Raw genomic sequence first — 17,537 nt, forward strand, 5'->3', positions numbered from 1 at the left:
TTCCAACCCCACCCACGCGGCGACTCGTGTCCCGCAGAGGAGACAAACATGAAACTGATCAAAACCGCTATCGCTGCTTGCTGCATTGCCGCGTTTTCTACTACGGCGTTCGCGCAATCCGAAGCCGCAAACTTTCCCGATAGACCCATCAAGCTGGTCATTCCCTTCCCCGCAGGCGGGACTTCAGATGTGCTCGGCAGGCTGGTGGGCGACAAACTTGGTCAGGCGCTTGGGCAAACAGTCGTGGTCGAGAACCGCGCCGGTGCAGGAGGCAACATTGGCGCGGACTATGTCGTCCGGTCCAAGCCAGACGGATACACCTTGGTATTGCTGGATCTCGGCAACCTCACCATAAGCCCCAGCGTTTATCCGAAGCTGCCCTTCCATCCCGTCAAGGACCTGGCACCCGTATCCATGCTGGCCTATTCACCGCACTTGCTGGTGACCACGAACGCGCTTCCCGTAAAAACACAGGAAGAACTCGTCGAATATGCCAAGAAGAACAAGGGCAAGGTCAATTTCGCCGCAGCGGCCGGCATCGGTAGCGCACCGCACATGGCCGGCGTGCTGTTCGCTCAGAAAAGCGGCGTCGACTGGAGCTACATCCCGTATAAGGGCGGAGCCCAGGCACTGACTGATCTTGTCGGCGGGCAAGTCGATGCCACCATGAACGGCATGGTCGCCACCTATCCCCACGTCAAGAGCGGCAGCATCAAGCTGCTGGCCGTCAGCAGCAGCAAACGGCTACCGCAGTTGCCGGACGTTCCGACTGTCAGCGAAATGATTCCGGGCTTCCTGACGGGAAGCTGGCAAGGGGTGTTGGCCCCGGTCGGTACGCCGAAACCGATCATCGAGAAACTGCATGCTGAAATGAGCAAGATCGTGAAAATGCCGGACGTGCAGGAAAAGCTGGCGACCTTGGGTGCGGAACCCATCGAGATGACGCCTGATGAGTTCGGTAGCTGGATGGGTACGCAGGTCACGAACTGGGCGGAGGTCGTCAAAACGGCAGGGATCAAGATCGAATAATGTCGGTTAGCCGATGGTAGACGGGCGGCTCACAACCCGCCCGTCGTCCTCCATCAGTCTTCTTGATCTCCCAACTCACTGACCAACTGATCGAGTTCATCCTGTGAAAACTCGATGCCGGTGAAGTCGGAAGGCGTATAGGCGGCTGTCGACGCAGCATCACAAATACCGAGAAACCTTCCCAGCCGAACGTCGATGGCACGCATCAATGCGTCGATGGAATCAGCGCTATGCGGTCCGTACCGGCAAGCGAGCAGGAGTTCGCCATCCTGTTGCCACGCATCGAAGGACAGCAAATGGCTTCGATGCGCATCCGCCCCCCGCTCCTGGCCTGCGCCTACCCTGACAATCGGAAGACCGGCGTGTCCGAACTGCCCCAGATCGCCCACATAATTGAATGAAACCGGCGACTCAACGGTTATAGAAGCATGTTCGCCATAACGAAGCAAGCCGTACGACATACCGTGGTCGGGCACACCGCGTAGCGTTTCTTTGATCTCCAGCAACCAAGCGTGGTCGTCGGCCGCCTCGGCCGGCACGACTACAGGGTAGCGCGTAGTAAACCAACCCACCGTGCGAGATAAATCGATACCGGCATCGAAAGGATGGCGTCCATGTCCCTCCAGCTCTATGGCCACCGACGCTCCGGCCCACTCGATAATGGCATTGGCGACGGCGGCAAACAGGGCCTCGTGTGCGCGCATGCCATACACCGCGACCATGCGCTCAAAGTATGGCTGGGCTCGGTCTGGCGAGATTCGTAACTGTATTTCCCTCGCATCGCCCTCGCAATTGGATGCGCCCTGTGTGTCCATGGGAAATGGAACAAGCGTACGCGCCGTTGCGGCGACCTCACTCCAGTACGACAGGCTGTCCATCATGTTATTGGCATGGATGGATAGTGCCTGCGCCCACCACGCCCATGAGGTAGTCGATGGCCGAAGTTCGGCTGAATTACCCCTTAGGCCCGCGTCAAGGTCCTCCGCCAGGATGGACCACGAGACCATATCGAACACCGCGTGATGCACGACCACCACGAGCTGGAAGGCAGCACCCTCGTTGTCGGCAATGACGCCAGCTGCGATATTTCTGCCCTGCCGTAAGTCGAGCGTCGACATCAGCTCGTTGGCTAGGCGATCTTGCGCGGCCTCAAGCTCGACATCGCACAAATCGTTGCCGTCGGCCATCAAGAGCGCAGGGCCGGCCGCGTCGCCTACTTGCTGAGTCGGGGCGTCGACACCAACACAAAATCGCATGCGCAGCGCGTCGTGCTTGTTAATCGCGGCATGTAGCGCCGCGTCAAGCTGCTGGACAGATGTGCCCACGGCAATCTTGAACACTGCGCTCAGGCACCAATGGTTCCGGTCGGATATCGGAATATTACGGAACCAATGCTGTATAGGCGTCAGGGGAACGGCGGCGGCGATCGGTTGTGCGCCGCTGATTCCGTCGGCGACGGGTAGCGCCAGTCGGGCGAGCCGTCGCGGGGTAGGCGCTTGAAAGACCTGGGTCGGCGTAAGCGCCATGCCCGCCGCACGGGCACGGCCCACCACCTGGATGGCCATGATTGAATCCCCGCCCAGGCTGAAAAAGTCGTCATCCGGCCCTATGGACCCCCGCTGCAAGATCGATTCCCATATGCGGCACAGGACGGCCACGCCATCGCCTGACGTCGATCGGGCGTCAGCCTGGTGCCCGACTTCGTCGTCGGCCGCTTCCAACGCCCGAATCGCAGGCGACCCGTCTTGCTCTCGATCCGTCGGCGTCAATGCTGACGATAGCAGCGTCTGTCGGTCTATTTTGCCGTTGCTGCTTAGAGGCAAGCTGGCGTATGTTTCGATACGAGCGGGCAGCATCGCAGCGGGCACGCGCATGCCCAACCACGACTTGATCTCGTCTTTGCTCAGCGTAGTGGCAACTGCAGCCAGCAGCGAGGGCTCTCTATTTTCCTGCCGTAATACCAGTATGACGGCGTCGCGTACGCCGGGACAAGACCGAAGCAGCTCCGACAGACCAGCCGGCTCGATGCGGTGGCCGCGTATCTTCACCATGTCATCGACTCGACCCACAAACGTAAGCACACCTTCTGCGTCTGCGCGACCGAGGTCCCCCGTTCGGTAGAAAGGTATACCCTCGTGGGTACAACCAAAGCGCTCCTTGCCCAACGGCTCCTGTTGGGTGTAGCCGGATGCGACCGTGAGCCCGCTGATGACAATTTCACCCTCTTCACCGGTCGGAACGGGTCGACCTTGCGGATCCTGGATCGTCACTTGGCATCCGCGCAAGGGTCGGCCCACGGGTACGGAGGTGGCTTCCTTGGATCGAAGGCTAGGTGTGGCCTCGATCATGCAGGCGCCGACAGTAGTTTCGGTTGGGCCATAGTGATTGAAGATGCGGCAGATGGCACCGATATTCCGGATGCGATCAACGACACGCCACGTGAGGGTGTCACCTCCCAGGATCAATGCCTTCCGCGGCAAAAGCGTAGCCGAATTTGGGGCGTCGAGCAGCGCCGACAGATGGGCGGGCACAATCTTGAGAACATCGACAGGCATCTGCGAGAACCACGCCTGCAGTGCAACCGGATCCTGTGCCGACGCATCATCGACCACATGCAACAGGCCTCCCGACCATAGTGCGCCAAGGACCGAGGTATACCCAAGGTCGGCGGCGAATGACGACACTATCGCGAAAGAAGTCGGCTCGCAAGCCTCTAACCGTTCCAGCATGGCCGAAACATAGGACTGTACGGCTCCAATTGACACCTGTACGCCTTTGGGGCGACCGGTTGAACCAGATGTATACAGCACATAGGCGCTATCGGCATGCGCGGCGCCCAGCGGCGCCAGGATGCCGCCCGGTTCATCATGGCGCGACCATTGCAAGGTCGTCACGGGTGCTTGAACTGCTGGGGCGCCGACATCGATGATCAAAGCCTTGGCCCGGCTGTCGGCCAACACGTGAAGGTGGTGGTGATCGGGATGCAGTGTGTCCAGCGGCACAAAGGCGGCGCCCACCCTGGCGGCGGCCAACATGGCCACCACCGGTCCCAATCCACGGTTCAAGCGAAAGGCGACGCGGTCACCCTGTCCGATCCCGGCTACGCGAAGTCGTAGGGCCAGTGCGGCGGCGTGCGCGTCCAAGGCCGCATACGTCACCGTGCCTGCACGATCGCGAACAGCTGGCGCGGCGGGCTGTTCGGCCGCCGTGCGTGCTACCCGTTCGGCTAGTGTTATGCACGAACGATTGCCATGGGCGATCCGGTCTGAAGGCGCAAGCCCACAAAGCGCCCCGAGTATGTCCATGTAGTGATCAATCCAGCTTTCGACGCGCCGACGATCGAAAAGGTCGCGATTGTAGTGAACATCCAGACGTACGCCGTCGTCATCCAGTTGCATGTTCCAGTTCAGATCCCATCGGACCGCGCTGTGAATATTGGCGTCCAGCTGCATCTGCAACCCCGAGAACTCGGGTATAGCGTCTATCCGATCCAGGTTGAATGACACACTGGCCAGCGGCGGGCGGGAAGGATCCCGGCGCAACTGCAGATCCTTCAATAGCCGTGAGTAAGGATAATCTCGGTGCGCCACTGCCTGAGCCACGGTGCGCCGCACTTGTGCCAGCAGGTCCGTGTCACTGACCTCCGGGCCCGCGCTAATGGGTAGTGCCAGCACACTGACGCAGTACCCGACCAGGTTCGATTCCGACAGTTCAGGCTGACCAGCCGAGAATATCGCAACTGTCGCCGCGTCTTGCTGCGAGATGCGTGCCAACAAACGCGCGTAGGCCGCCAAACACAATGAAAAAACAGAGGTGCCGTGTCGCCGGGCGCTCGCTTCGACCTCAGCTCGCAGCTGCGGTTGTGGCCGACGCGACGCGCGGGCGCCCACATAGCCCTGCAGCGGCGGACGCGGCCTATCGGTGGGAAGTTGCAGCACGGGCGGCACGGTGGCATACAGTGCTCGCCAATACGCGGCCTGCTCCGGGAGATGGGCCCTGGCTTGCGCATGGGCAATATAGTTACGATACGGTACGGGATCCGGCAAAATGGCGCTACGCTGTTCGGCATCGGCGCTATAGAGCTCGGCCAGTTCCGCGGCGATCACCTGCATGGACCATCCATCCGTGACCAGATGCGGCAGGACAAGCACGAGACGGTGACTTTGTTGCGAAAAACGCAGCAACAACGCCCTCGACATAGGGCCCCGTTCCAGATCAAAGGGCGCCAGGACGGCATCGTCCAACCAATCTCGATAAACCTCACCCTCGCTGGGAATGGACTCGACGATGCGGATTGTCGGTTTCAATTGCGCATGCACAAGCTGGACCGAACCATCATCGGGAAAGGTGCTGCGCAAGGCTTCGTGCCGACCGACAACGTGTTCGACGGCGGTGACCAGCGCATCGACATTCAGCACGCCCTTGAAGTCCAGGACGAGCGACTGGTTGTAGGCCCCCGATGTTTCGGGACTGAAGGCGGCAAGCAAGCGTAAAGCAGCCTGTCCCGGTGTCGTGGCCAGGTGTTCCGGCTGCGGCGATGTGTCGGGCGCGACTCTGCGCGGCACCAGCAGATGACGCGCACACATCCCCCTGACCGAAGCGCGCACGGCCTGTTCCACTTTGAGGAGGTCATCATCAGTGTGGGCGGTCGAGACAAAGCAGCTACGACCCTCCCAGACATACACGCCGTTCTGTATGAGATGGTTGTAGAACACATCGTTGGCCCCGACGAAGCGGAACATGGATGCGAAATGATGCACGGCTATGTCCGCAGCTTCTTCAGCCAGGATGCCGTTAAGCCGCGCCACGAATGCGTCGGTCCGTGCATTGAGCGATTCTTGCAGCCCGGGCCCACTCGCTTCCAGGTGCGTCATCACCGAGTGCATGGAGGCCATGACCAATGGGTTCTTGTTGAACGTACCGGCAAAGAAGCAACGGTGATCCCGCGGCGCGCCGGAGTCATCGAAAGACCATGCCCCGCCGTCCAGTGCATCGAGGTACTGTGCCTTGCCGGCGACCACGCCGATCGGCAGCCCGCCGCCGATGATCTTGCCGTATGTGACAAGATCGGCGCGAACGCCTGCCCAAGCCTGCGCACCGGCCAAGGCGACGCGGAATCCCAGCAGCACTTCATCAAAAATCAAGGCCGTGCCTGTCGATGCAGTCAGCGTTCTGAGGCGCTGCAAAAACTCACGCGGCTGACGGTCGGGGCGGCGACCTTGCACGGGCTCGACAATGACGGCCGCCAGGGTATGTGCTTCGCGCTCGAGTAGCGCGAGCGAACCGGCCTCGTCGCCATAATCGAGCAGCAGTATGTCGTTGACCATTCCCGGCGGCGTGCCTTCCGTCATAGGCACCGCCTTCCCGCCTAGGCCCGCCTGGGCCAGCGTGCCGTCGAAATGGCCATGATAGGAGCCCTGAAACATGGCAATGCGTTGCCGACCCGTTGCGTGACGCGCGAGGCGCAAGGCAGTCATCACCGCTTCAGTGCCGCTATTACAGAAAGCGGCCCGCTCATTGCCGGTCAGTTTGCACAGGCGCTGTGCCGCTTCGCCCGCCAAATGAGCCTGGGGCCCCACGAACATGCCTCGCCGGCCCAAGTGATCGTTCAGGGTGTCGATGAGGAAGGAGGGACTATGTCCGAACAGCTGAACACCAAACCCCATGGTGATGTCGACATACTCGTTCCCGTCGATGTCGGTAATACGCGAGCCTGAGCCTGATGCGCCCACGATCGGATAGAGCATTTCCTTGGTTTCAGGCCGAAAACCCGCTACGGCACGGCTGTCGGCCAGATACCTGCCATAGGTTTCACGCTCCCGGCGCGACCCGGCACTACGATGCACATAGGCCTGGGTGAATTCGGCAAGGCCTCGCTGCGTTTCGGGAGCAATCACGAGCTTGGGGGCCGCTGAGGCCGAGGCCAGAGCCGTCGTCATTGGAGTCGCGATTGCCGTAGCGGGGCGCGGGTCGCTGGCTGACACGGCAACCCCGCCCTCGCGGTCGATGGTTTTGGCGGCCATGTACCGCGTATGCGCGTCCACCACATGGGCGACTAAGCGTGCCGGCGTACCCAATTCTTCGAATAAGGCGCGTCGAGGAATCGCGATGGACCAGCGGCGCTCCAGGCCTGCCACGGCTTCCGTGAGAGCGAGAGAGTCGACACCCAGTTCGAGGAAACCTACTTCCGCGCCTGCATCACGCAACGATAATTGCAGGGCACGAGCCAGCGTATTGATCACCTCTGTAAGCGTATCCTTGGACGTGGCGCCGTCCTGATCATGACGGCCGGCGGCCTGATCGACAAGGGCAGCTGAATTCTGTGCCGTTACGGACAGCGCCTGCAGCGTGGTCGTGTCGTCATCCGGTTGAGACAGCCAAAAAGTCTTCCCGGCAAACGCGTACCCGGGCACGGATGTGCGTCCCGTCCCTTCGTATACCTTGTCCCAGCGCACAGGCACCCCGGCAACAAACAACTGGGCAAGCAAATTCGCCAAGGTCCGCATTGCCGGTTGTTTGCGTCGCAAGGTAGGCACCAGAACCGGGGTCTGGTCGCGATATCCGTCGGCCCTGCTTGCTGTTCCGATCAATGCCGCAGACGCGCCAACCTCGATCAGCACGGAAACCCCATGCTCCGCCAAGGTCGACACACCCTTGGTGAACTGAACGGTCTCACGGATATGCCGTACCCAGTAGGCGGCCGTATCCCAGGGCGCGCCTACGGTACCCGTGACATTCGAGACGATCCCGCTTATGGGCCGGGAAAGCGTCACGCCGTCCAGCGCCCTTGAGAAGGGCTCTAGTACGGACTCCATCATAGAAGAGTGAAAGGCATGAGAGGTACGCAGCCGTTGCGAACCGACACCTTGCTCGTCCAGCGCATCGCAAACCCGGGATACGGCAGCTTCAGGTCCCGCTATCACGCATTCGTCCGGCGCATTTTCCGCGGCCAGATCGACACCGACTCGCGTCTCCGGCGGCAAGGCATAAACCGTCGCTGACGGCGCAAACACCGCCGCCATGGCGCCACCTCCAGGTGCCGCCCCCATCAGCCTGCCGCGCTCGACCACGAGACGCAGTGCGTCGTCCAGTGTCATGACGCCCGCACGGCAGGCCGCGATCCATTCGCCCAGGCTATGGCCAATCGACATAGCGGGCACAACGCCCCAGCCTGCCAGCGTCTCGGCCAGCGCGTAACCTAGAACAAATAGCGCTGGCTGGGCGATCCGAGTGTCCACCAAGTTATCTGTCGTGTCTTCTGCAAACAAAACGTCGACCAAAGACATTTCCAGCAGTGGATTGACCACCTCAGCGCATCGATCGACGACGCTCTTGAAAACCGGGTTATGCGCGTACAGATCAGCACCCATGCCCGGCCACTGGCTGCCCTGCCCGGTATAGAGAAAGGCTACCTGAGGCAGATCTGTATTGCCCGCGCTCAAGTCGCGTCCGACCCCAAGCCGTCCAGCCTGCACATCGCGCAGCCCCGCTATGATCGCCTCGCGATCATCCCCCGTCACAGCCGCGCGCGCGCTGAAGCGCGCCCGACCTATGGCAAGGCTCGCAGCCACCTGCTGCATATCTACTTCTGTTCGCTCCAGCCAGTCCGCCAAGTGGCCCGCCATACGCCGCACGCCGTCATCATCCGGGGCCGATAGCGTGAGGACGACGGGCGCCACGCTTTTTGGCTTTGGAAGCGGTAGCGCCTCCTCGAATATGACGTGGGAGTTGGTACCGCTGAAGCCAAAGCTGCTGACTCCTGCTCGGCGCGGGGCTTGGCCGGGCCAGTCTTGCGGGCGATCGACGACTCGCACAGGCAGCGTAGCCCAATCCAGGCGCGGATTGAGGCGGGACTGATGCAAGGTGGCAGCAAGGGTCGCCGTCTCAAGCGACAGTATGGTTTTGATGACGCCCGCAATGCCGGCCGCTGCTTCGAGGTGTCCAATGTTGGTCTTGACGGAGCCGAGCAGCAAAGGCGTTTCGCGATCCGCCGCATACGCGGCGGCCAACGCCTGTACTTCGATCGGGTCGCCCAACGGCGTGCCGGTGCCATGACATTCGACGACCTGCACGTCGGCGGGACGCAAGCCTGCATCGGCCAAGGCACGGCGTATGAGTTCCGTCTGTGCCCCTGCATTCGGAGCGGTCAACGAGCTCGCACGGCCGTCATGATTGACCGCGCCGCCGCGTATGACCGCTCGAATGCGATCCCCATCACGTTGCGCATCAGCCAGCCTTTTAAGAATGACAATCCCGGCGCCCTCGCCCCGGACGTAACCATCGGCGCTCGCGTCGAAGGTTCGGCACGCATGACTGGGGCTGAGCATGCCTGCCGCCGCGAAGCCGCGCGTCAGGGCATCGTTGACCAGCACGTTGACACCACCGGCTATCGCCATGTCGGACTCGCCCAGCCGTAGACTGTTGCATGCGGCAAGAACCGCGACGAGCGAAGACGAACATGCGGTGTCTATGGACAGGGACGGCCCCGTCACGTCGAGCAAATGCGCCAGGCGTCCCGCCGCCGCGCTGGCGGCATTGCCGGTCGTCGCCATGGTTCCGAAACCCTCGGACGAACGATGAAAACGCGCTTCGTAGTCGTGCGTACTGATACCCAGGAAAATACCTGTAGCGCGCGGCCGACGGGCAGGGTCGGCCGTGCCAGCGTCTTCGAGCGCATGCCAGGCCACTTCCAGCACCAGCCGATGCTGGGGATCCATGTACGCCGCCTCGTTGTCGCGCATCCCAAAAAATGCGGGATCGAATCGATCAATACCCTCAATGTAGCCGCCCACCGGAAGACGGGCCGCCTCAGGCCGTCCTGGTGGCGGATCGGCAACCGCGTTGCGCCCCTGCTCCAACAGCCTGCGGAAGGCCTCAACATCGGGGGCTCCAGGAAACCGACAGCCCAGTCCCACCACGGCGATGGCGTGCGTGGAAGGGTCGGATGTGACGGACGCCGCCAACGTATCTATGCGTTGTTGAAGTCCCGTGACCAACTTGACCAGTTGGTCGGCGTCGAGTCGGCTGAGACGCTCGCGCAATAGGGCGGCCTGTTGTGTCATAGGACGCCTCTTTCAAGCGCCGTCAGCAACTCATCAAGGTCAGAGCCGCTGTTTGATGTGCCGTCTTCCGTCGGCGAAACGCGATCGGCTGGCCGAATGGGATCATCCTGGGCAGCCAGGTACGCCACCAAGCGTTCTATTGTGGGGTGGTCGTAAGCGATGGTCTCGGGCACACAGCATCCAAGCTTCTCTGCCAATGCAAAAGCCAGTTCAGTCGATCCAATAGAGTCGAGCCCCAGTTCCGCAAACCCGTGCTGCGCTTCCAGCATGCTCACCGGAAGACCGAGGCGATCAGAGAGCCACTTCGCCAGCCAACGCCTAAGCTCGCCGGCCTGGAACGTGCTGGATGTCGGTGCTGGTGACTGAGCGGGAGTTTGCTCCGAGGCCATCCGTGTCGAGGCCGGCACATGACGACGTTCCCAACGCGCAATGACAGGTATGGTGCCATCCAGGTAGGCGCGACGATTAGCGAGGCGCTGGATCTTGCCGCTGGACGTGCGCAGGACGGTTCCCGGCGCGACCAATACGACGTGCGCCAAAGGCAGTTCGAGCTTTTGCCACACGGCCTCGACGATGCATTGGAAGATCGGACCAGTGGGATCGTTGCGGTGCGAGCGTTCAAGCTCTTGCACCAGCACCACTTGCTCGCGGCCGGCGTCCTCGTCATCGCTCGACACCGAGAAAGCGGCGCCGTTATCCCGGCGCAATGCATCATGGGCATCCTGCGCCACCCGCTCGATATCGTGGGGATAGAAATTAGCGCCGCCAAGGATGATGAGGTCTTTGATGCGCCCCGTGACAAACAATTCCAGGTCTACAACGGCTCCCAAATCGCCCGTGCGAAGAAAGCCGCCCGCGTCGTCGTCGCCCTGGATACGAACGCCGAAGGTACCTGTCGTAGCTTCCGGCCGACGCCAGTAGCCGGAGGCGATCGTAGGGCCGCTCACCCAGATCTCACCCACTCTGCCGGGTGGGCAGCGTTGCGCTGTTTCCGGATCCACGATCGCGATCTCCACGTCAGGCAGCGCACGCCCGCTGCCTGACATCCATCTGCCTTGTGTCGCTTGCATATCTTCCACCAGTTCAATACGTCCGTCGGCCAAAGCCTCAGGGCAGAAACGACGCAACACAGGATCAATGCCGGCCGGATTGGCGGTGACCGCCAATGTGCTTTCAGCCAAACCGTAAGCGGGCGCAAACATATGCGCCTTGAAACCGACGGATTCAAAGCGCTCGACGAACTGACTCAAGACAACCGGGTTGATGGGCTCGGCCGCGTTCATGGTCATGACCATGTGGCTGAGGTCGAGCGTCGCCGCTTCTTCCTGTGAGATGCGACGGACACACAGGTCGTAGGCAAAGCTGGGAGCGGCCGAGTGCGTGCCTCGGTAACGCGAGAGGGCTTGCAGCCATAGGCCCGGCTTCTGCAAAAATGCATTGGGCGCCATCTGGACTGAGGCGCAGCCTGAGTACAAGGGCTGCAGCAGCCCAAAAATAAGACCTAAATCGTGAAAAGCGGGCAACCAGCTTACCAGTGTCGAATCGCCCTGCACCAACCATGCTTGTTGCATCCGGGCAAGGTCTTCCACCAAGTTGCCATGACTCACTTGCACACCCTTAGGCTGGGCCGTCGAGCCAGAAGTGTATTGTAAGAACGCGATGTCGCTTGGTTGTAGCGTCGCCGGCTTCAGACCCGGTTGGTCGACCAGGCTGTCGGATGCTATCCACTGGAGTCCGCTAAGCGCTACGCTGGAATGACGCCACTCATCGATCGACGGGAGCATGTCAGTTGTGGTCAACGCCACGCGCACTTCGGAATCCACGGCAACGGCCACTAAGCGTTCGATGAGTCGGTTGCGCCGCGGTGGATTGATGGGCGTTGCCAGACGCCCGCTCCAAAGGCAGCCCATGAAGGCAGCCAGGAACTCAGGGCCGGCCTGGAACACCAGCAGCACAGGCTCCCCGGGGCGAGTCGTGGCATTCAGCCGAGCCGCAACCGCCCGCGCACGCAGGACCAAATCTTGCGCGGACCACCGGCATTGTTCGGTGCCTTTGCTGTCCAGAAAGGTAAATGACCACCCGTCGCGGCAGTCTTCGGCCCGTCGTTCGAGTATCTGAGGAAGAAAAAGCGTTTGACTATCTGACGTAACCGACATCGCAGGGCATTCCTTATCTTTATGCAGCGCGGCCAAGAAGTTTTTCGAGCTTGGCGTCCAGACGCCGATCCAAGGTCGCGGCGATTTCCTTCTCTAGCGATGATTGCTCGAGAGAGCTCCGTCCCAGGTCAGCGACCTGGCTGAGATCGTGGCGGCTGAGGGAAAGCAGCAGACACGGGAGACGTGTCCGGCAAGTCGTGGGATGGGGAATCCCTTCGAGCAGTGCAAACTCTCCGAAGAAATCACCGACATCGAGTATCTCCATCTCGACACTCGTACCGTCACGGCGAGCAACATTGCTATCCACCGATCCACGGGCAATGATGTAAAAACGCCCCGTGGTGGCCCCCTCTTCAGTAAGTACGGTATCGGCCGGCACCTCTTCTACCCGTAGCAATCCGTGTATGCGATGGAGTTCTTGTTCGGACACACCAGCAAACAGGGGAATCTTGCGCAAGCCCTCAATGCTGATAGCGACCTCCCGGCCAGCATTGCCGATGGCAATCTCGGATTGCTTCTCCCACATCCCGGCGTAGACCCCACCGCGCTCCAACAGCTGATCGTGCGTACCTGTCTCCACCATTTTTCCATCTTTAAACACACAGATCCAATCCATATCGCGACAAGACGAAAGACGGTGCGTGACCGAAAACAGCATACGGTCGGCGCTGATACGCGTGAGCGTTTCGTTGATCGCCGCTTCCGCTTCAGCATCCAGGGCAGAAGTAGCTTCGTCCAGCAACAGTATCTGCGGGTTGCGCAGAAAGGCGCGTGCGATGACGATGCGCTGGCGCTGCCCTCCCGAGAGCAGCTTGCCGCCCTCGCCCACATTGGTGTCATAGTCATTGGGCAATCCGGCGATGAAATCATGGATCTCGGCGGCGCGAGCAGCCTGTTCCACCTCTGCATCCGTCGCGTCGAGCCTTCCTATCCGGATGTTGTAGGCGATAGACTCCTCAAAGAGGGTTGTATCCTGGCTGACCACAGCCATCAGTGATCGAAGCTTTTGGTTGTCGACTTCACGGATATCCGTGTCATTCAGCATAATGCTGCCATTAATGGCATCGTAGTTGCGCGACAAAAGATTGATGATGGTGCTCTTGCCGGATCCTGACGGACCCACCAAGGCGATCCGACGCGGCACAGCAGTCTCGAAGCTGACCTCGTTAAGGTTCAGGCGTTCGCCGGTGTAGCTGAAAGAAACGTCGCGCAAAGCAAGCCTGGATAGCGGCTTATCGAGAGGCGCGCCGTTTACCGTTGCCGGTACATCGGCGGGATGCTCAAGTAGCGACTCGATGCGTTGCCAGCTTCCTATCGCCTGGATGACCACGGGAAGGAATGCGGCGATACCGCCAGCAGCCCCGCCTATCGCCAGAAGCAGGCCGATATAGGCGACCACGACGCCACCCGACACCGTGCCGTTCAATGAGAGCACCGCTCCCAAACCAATGATGCCAAGCTGGGCAGCACTGATCGCGAACACCGTCACGCGTCCAGTGAGTTCGCCTAGAAGATACTGGCGATAACTGGCATCGTAAATCGTCTGGCTGCGGTCATCGAAGGTGGCTCGGCGATGCCGCTCGATATCGAGCGTACGTATCACCGGCAGCAACTGCACCGTCTCCTTGATGAAGCCGACAATCTTGCCGTCTTCGATCTTGCGTGCGTATGAAGCCTTGATCGCGTAGCGGCCCACGATCCGCGGCGCCCAGAATGCAATGACCAGCAACGATATGGTGGCCAGGGCCATGCGCCAGTCCAGCGCCATGGCGGTAATCAGCGAGCCCAGCATCAGGAAACCCTTCGACACGATGCCAGGTATGGCCCGCACGACGGCGTTCTCGACCACGAAAATGTCGTTTGTAAAAATCGAGACGATGTCGCCACTCTGGAAACGGCTGAGAGAACGCGACGAGAGGGCCAGCAGCTTGTCAAAGCCGCGTTGCCGGACGCTGTTGAGCGCTTTGGGCCCAAGCGCGCTGACACTGAAATCGATGGCCAGGCCTGCCATTGCAGTGACCAAGAACCCGCCTATCAGGTAGGCCAGTGTGCGCCAGATCACCTCGGCATTCTGCGGCGTTATGCCCTCGTCAAACAATTGGTTAAGCCAAAGCGGCATGAGCATGGCATACACAGTCTGGATAAAAATGCCGATCGCGAGCAAGGTACAAAATAATCGAAAGGGGCGTAGCTGGGCGGCCGTCCACCGCATGAAGGGCCACACACCTTTGGCAGACTGCTCTCGCGACAACGACTCCGCCCATTGGAGCTCCAGCATGGCGACCGATTTATTCAGCGTAGCGCGACACACCTCGGCGACCGTCCGGCCCGGCTCGAAGCCTTGGGCGAATGCGGTCAAGCCCTTGACGCCGTATGTATCCAGCACAAACCGAACGAAGGAGGCTGCGCGAGCGGGATCGCCACGCTCGGGACGGTCCTTGGCAAGCCGGTCGATCAAGCCCTGAAGATCACTTGCTGCGGCCAGCCCGATGGTCTCGGGTTCGCCGCCGGTTTTGACAATGAGCAAGTGTTCCAATGCCGTGGCGAGTATCGGAAGCGAGGCGGCCGGGACATCAAGATAGTCGACAAGAATACGCCGGATGAGTTCGTTTTCGTTGCTGCTGTTAGGCCGCTGTCGCGACTCCGACAATACTTGCAACACTACTTGCTGGCTGGCCGGATCGGGAGGCATGCCGAGAAGGGCAAACGCGCGCGTTGCAATGCGTATCAACCTACTCCTACGGCCATTTAACATGTACTTCCAACTGCCCTGCTCCTGCTTGTTCATGTACGGCCTTCTTTGTCGCTTGATATAACCAGCGCGGTGGACGTGTCGTCTTCGGACTCGACATCGCCGCTCTGGAGCAATTGGGTAAAGAGAGGAGCCAGCGTGCGCGCCTCTGTGGCCCACGGAAAATGACCGCCACGAACGCGGCTGACCCGTAGAGGGTGCGCGGTGACGGCCTGCCATTCCTGGAGGTCTTGAAGTGATATGGATGGATCGTCGATCATGTGCAGGACTTCAACAGGAATCGGCAGCGGCGCGACAGCGGCATGCCGATAGGTATCGCAAGCTTCAAGATCGGCCCTTAGCGCCTCTTCGAGGCTGAGATGCTCGTCGCTCGGCGACCTCGGCGTTGAACCGAAGCGGCTCCGCAGTTCGGCGTACAACAGATCCGAAGGCAGTCGATACAGCGGCGTATCAGTGGGGAGGGCGGCGGGTGAGCGAAACCCCGATACGATCAGGCGCTCGACCGGCAACGCCAGATCGGTCAATTGTCGTGCGACTTCGTACGCAAGCAGCGCGCCATAACTGTTTCCCACCAGTAGCAGTCGCTGGCATTGGGGATGAGGCGTCGAATCCGCCAGCCATGACTGGATAACAGCCACCAACGGCCCTACGGCTTGCGTGACTCTTTTCGGTAGCGGGCCGTCAGCTTGCACGCGAGGCAAATTCACGGCCATCACACCACTGGTCTGCGGCAGGGCCGCAGCGAAGGCTCCCGCAGAGAGAGGTGATCCACCAGCGTGCGGAAAGAAAAGATACATCGGTTCGCCTATGCATGCCGGACGCAACTGGGCGAGCCACGGCCAGGGAGTAAGCCTGATGTCAATACTGCTTTCCGCCGATTCCATCATTGTGCCCCCCCTTTAACAAACCGTATCAAATTACTTCGTACAGGTTACTATTGCAAGATTGTTTTGGTACTTTTTTTTCCTCAATACCAACCTTGCGTGATTCTGCGGTGAGCCTGCCGCGACCGCACGAGCCCGTCGGGATATCCTCCCGACACTATCGAGAGACTTGAATGGACAAGCAAACCTCGTGGTGCAAACAGTTCGCCGTGGATGGCGCCGTGTGCATAAAAAATGCCTTCGACGCAGAGTGGATAGAACTTGCACGGCGTGGGATCGAGCGGAACATGTCGGATCCCGGTCCGTTCTTTAGAAACCTGGGCGATGGCGCCAACAGCGCGTTCTCCGATATGTGGTCGCGTCGCCACATTCCAGAATTCAATCGTTTCTGTATGGAGTCGCCAGCAGCTGGTATTGCCGCCCTGGCACTGCAATCGCCGCGCGTGCATCTGGCTCAGGACACCTGGTTTCTCAAACAGCCCGGCAGCTCGGAACGAACGCCGTGGCATCATGACACCGTCCTGACCGGTCCCTTCTGCTCGGTTTGGGTGGCGCTTGACCCAACCCCGCGCGCCGCCACATTGGAATTTGTACGTGGTTCTCACCTGTGCGGCCAGTCCCTGATGCCGCAGTCTTTTTTTGATGCGAAGAATGCGTCCGCTTCCGACGCTTTCTATGCCGAGTTTCATGGCGACACGACACGCGCCGACGCGCACAAATTCGGAAAACTACCTGACATCGAGTCCGACCGCGATGCCTATGACATCATCGGCTGGGAGATGGCACCAGGCGATTGTGTCGTATTCGACGCAAGAACCATCCACGGCGCTCCCGGCAATCACCTCGCGCACCCGGTGCGGCGTTTCATTACCCGCTGGGTAACCCGGGAAACGGTCGTCTCGGAACACGGACGCCGCATGGTCGACATGCTGGGCAACTTGGGCATTAAGTTGGAAGTGGGCAAGCCACTCAACGACCCCCTCTTCCCCGAGTTCACGGGTTTGTCGCTATCGGAACGCGACCGCTAAAGCGCCTGCAGCCGCCGCCGATTACACATGGTTGCCAGACAAGCAACCAAACATAAATAAAAATTTCTATTGTTGACAGATTTTAGGCGGAACGCATAGACTGCCCTCAGCGTGCTTGAGCTCTAAACGAGCAACGTTCAGTTGCCTCGCATGCATCAGCAGTATTTCGCCCCTATATCAATCAACCTAAGGATTATTAGTCATGGCCGAAATGTTTTTGACGATTACACGCGCCAACATCAAAGCGGGCAACGAGAAAGACGCCCGCGCACTGCTTGAAAAATCCCTGCTTCCCAACGACGGCTCGAAACCCGGTGACCACATTCCTGGCTTGGTCGGTTTCGGTCTGATGCGTTCCAAGAAAGACTCCTCCATGTTCGGCCTTGCGACAGTCTGGAAAGACGAGGCCTCGTTCGACGCTTTGTCTACCAATCCAAACGCCAAAACGGGCGGACACTGGGTCGAGAAGTTCATGAAGTTCACCGAAGGCGACGTCAAGGGCGAAGGCTTCTACATAGAAAGCCTGTAAGGACTTTGGGGAGATTCCGTCCTTACCGTTCCCCCAGAACGATACGGACACGTTGTCTTCCCATCGCTCCAAAATTCGACTTTCAAGTCGTTCTGGT

7 protein-coding genes are annotated in these 17,537 nt (G+C 60.2%); 3 read left to right on the top strand and 4 right to left on the bottom strand.

Features of this window, described 5'->3' with window-relative positions; all coding sequences use genetic code 11:
* Positions 1-48: 48 nt before the first annotated feature.
* The gene (locus CR159_RS08005) at positions 49-1,029 is read left to right on the top strand and encodes a Bug family tripartite tricarboxylate transporter substrate binding protein (protein WP_102073490.1); all 981 of its coding nucleotides are present in this window, start codon (positions 49-51) and stop codon (positions 1,027-1,029) included.
* Between the two features lie 53 nt (positions 1,030-1,082).
* On the opposite strand, the gene CR159_RS08010 is transcribed toward CR159_RS08005, so the two are convergent.
* From CR159_RS08010 to CR159_RS08025, 4 genes are read right to left on the bottom strand one after another with little or no spacing between them, the layout of a single operon-like run.
* On the bottom strand, positions 1,083-10,091 hold the full coding sequence (locus CR159_RS08010; RefSeq protein WP_102073491.1) for a type I polyketide synthase: 9,009 nt from the start codon (positions 10,089-10,091) through the stop codon (positions 1,083-1,085).
* Positions 10,088-12,247: an AMP-binding protein gene (locus CR159_RS08015; RefSeq protein WP_102073492.1), complete on the bottom strand. Its 2,160-nt coding sequence runs from the start codon at positions 12,245-12,247 to the stop codon at positions 10,088-10,090. Before CR159_RS08015 ends, CR159_RS08010 begins: the two co-directional genes overlap by 4 nt.
* 19 nt (positions 12,248-12,266) lie before the next feature.
* Positions 12,267-14,978 (bottom strand): ATP-binding cassette domain-containing protein, encoded by a 2,712-nt coding sequence (locus CR159_RS08020; RefSeq protein WP_158238523.1) that lies wholly within the window; start codon positions 14,976-14,978, stop codon positions 12,267-12,269.
* Positions 14,979-15,031: 53 nt separating this feature from the next.
* The gene (locus tag CR159_RS08025; protein ID WP_102073494.1) at positions 15,032-15,886 is read right to left on the bottom strand and encodes a thioesterase II family protein; all 855 of its coding nucleotides are present in this window, start codon (positions 15,884-15,886) and stop codon (positions 15,032-15,034) included.
* Between the two features lie 170 nt (positions 15,887-16,056).
* On the opposite strand from CR159_RS08025, the gene CR159_RS08030 reads away from it, so the two are divergent.
* Together CR159_RS08030 and CR159_RS08035 are read left to right on the top strand one after the other, a co-directional pair.
* On the top strand, positions 16,057-16,911 hold the full coding sequence (locus CR159_RS08030; RefSeq protein ID WP_102073495.1) for a phytanoyl-CoA dioxygenase family protein: 855 nt from the start codon (positions 16,057-16,059) through the stop codon (positions 16,909-16,911).
* A gap of 202 nt (positions 16,912-17,113) precedes the next feature.
* Positions 17,114-17,440, top strand: a complete 327-nt coding sequence (locus tag CR159_RS08035; RefSeq protein ID WP_199173267.1) for an antibiotic biosynthesis monooxygenase family protein — start codon at positions 17,114-17,116, stop codon at positions 17,438-17,440.
* Positions 17,441-17,537: the final 97 nt, after the last annotated feature.

This window comes from Pollutimonas subterranea, from assembly GCF_002849655.1.
Taxonomy (GTDB): Bacteria; Pseudomonadota; Gammaproteobacteria; order Burkholderiales; family Burkholderiaceae_B; genus Pollutimonas; species Pollutimonas subterranea.

Excerpts from the sequence above, each read along its gene's own strand:
- CR159_RS08005 (WP_102073490.1), top strand. The coding sequence starts at position 49 with ATGAAACTGATCAAAACCGCTATCGCTGCTTGCTGCATTGCCGCGTTT.
- CR159_RS08030 (WP_102073495.1), top strand. The coding sequence starts at position 16,057 with ATGGACAAGCAAACCTCGTGGTGCAAACAGTTCGCCGTGGATGGCGCC.
- CR159_RS08010 (WP_102073491.1), bottom strand. The coding sequence starts at position 10,091 with ATGACACAACAGGCCGCCCTATTGCGCGAGCGTCTCAGCCGACTCGAC.
- CR159_RS08035 (WP_199173267.1), top strand. The coding sequence starts at position 17,114 with ATGGCCGAAATGTTTTTGACGATTACACGCGCCAACATCAAAGCGGGC.
- CR159_RS08015 (WP_102073492.1), bottom strand. The coding sequence starts at position 12,247 with ATGTCGGTTACGTCAGATAGTCAAACGCTTTTTCTTCCTCAGATACTC.
- CR159_RS08025 (WP_102073494.1), bottom strand. The coding sequence starts at position 15,886 with ATGATGGAATCGGCGGAAAGCAGTATTGACATCAGGCTTACTCCCTGG.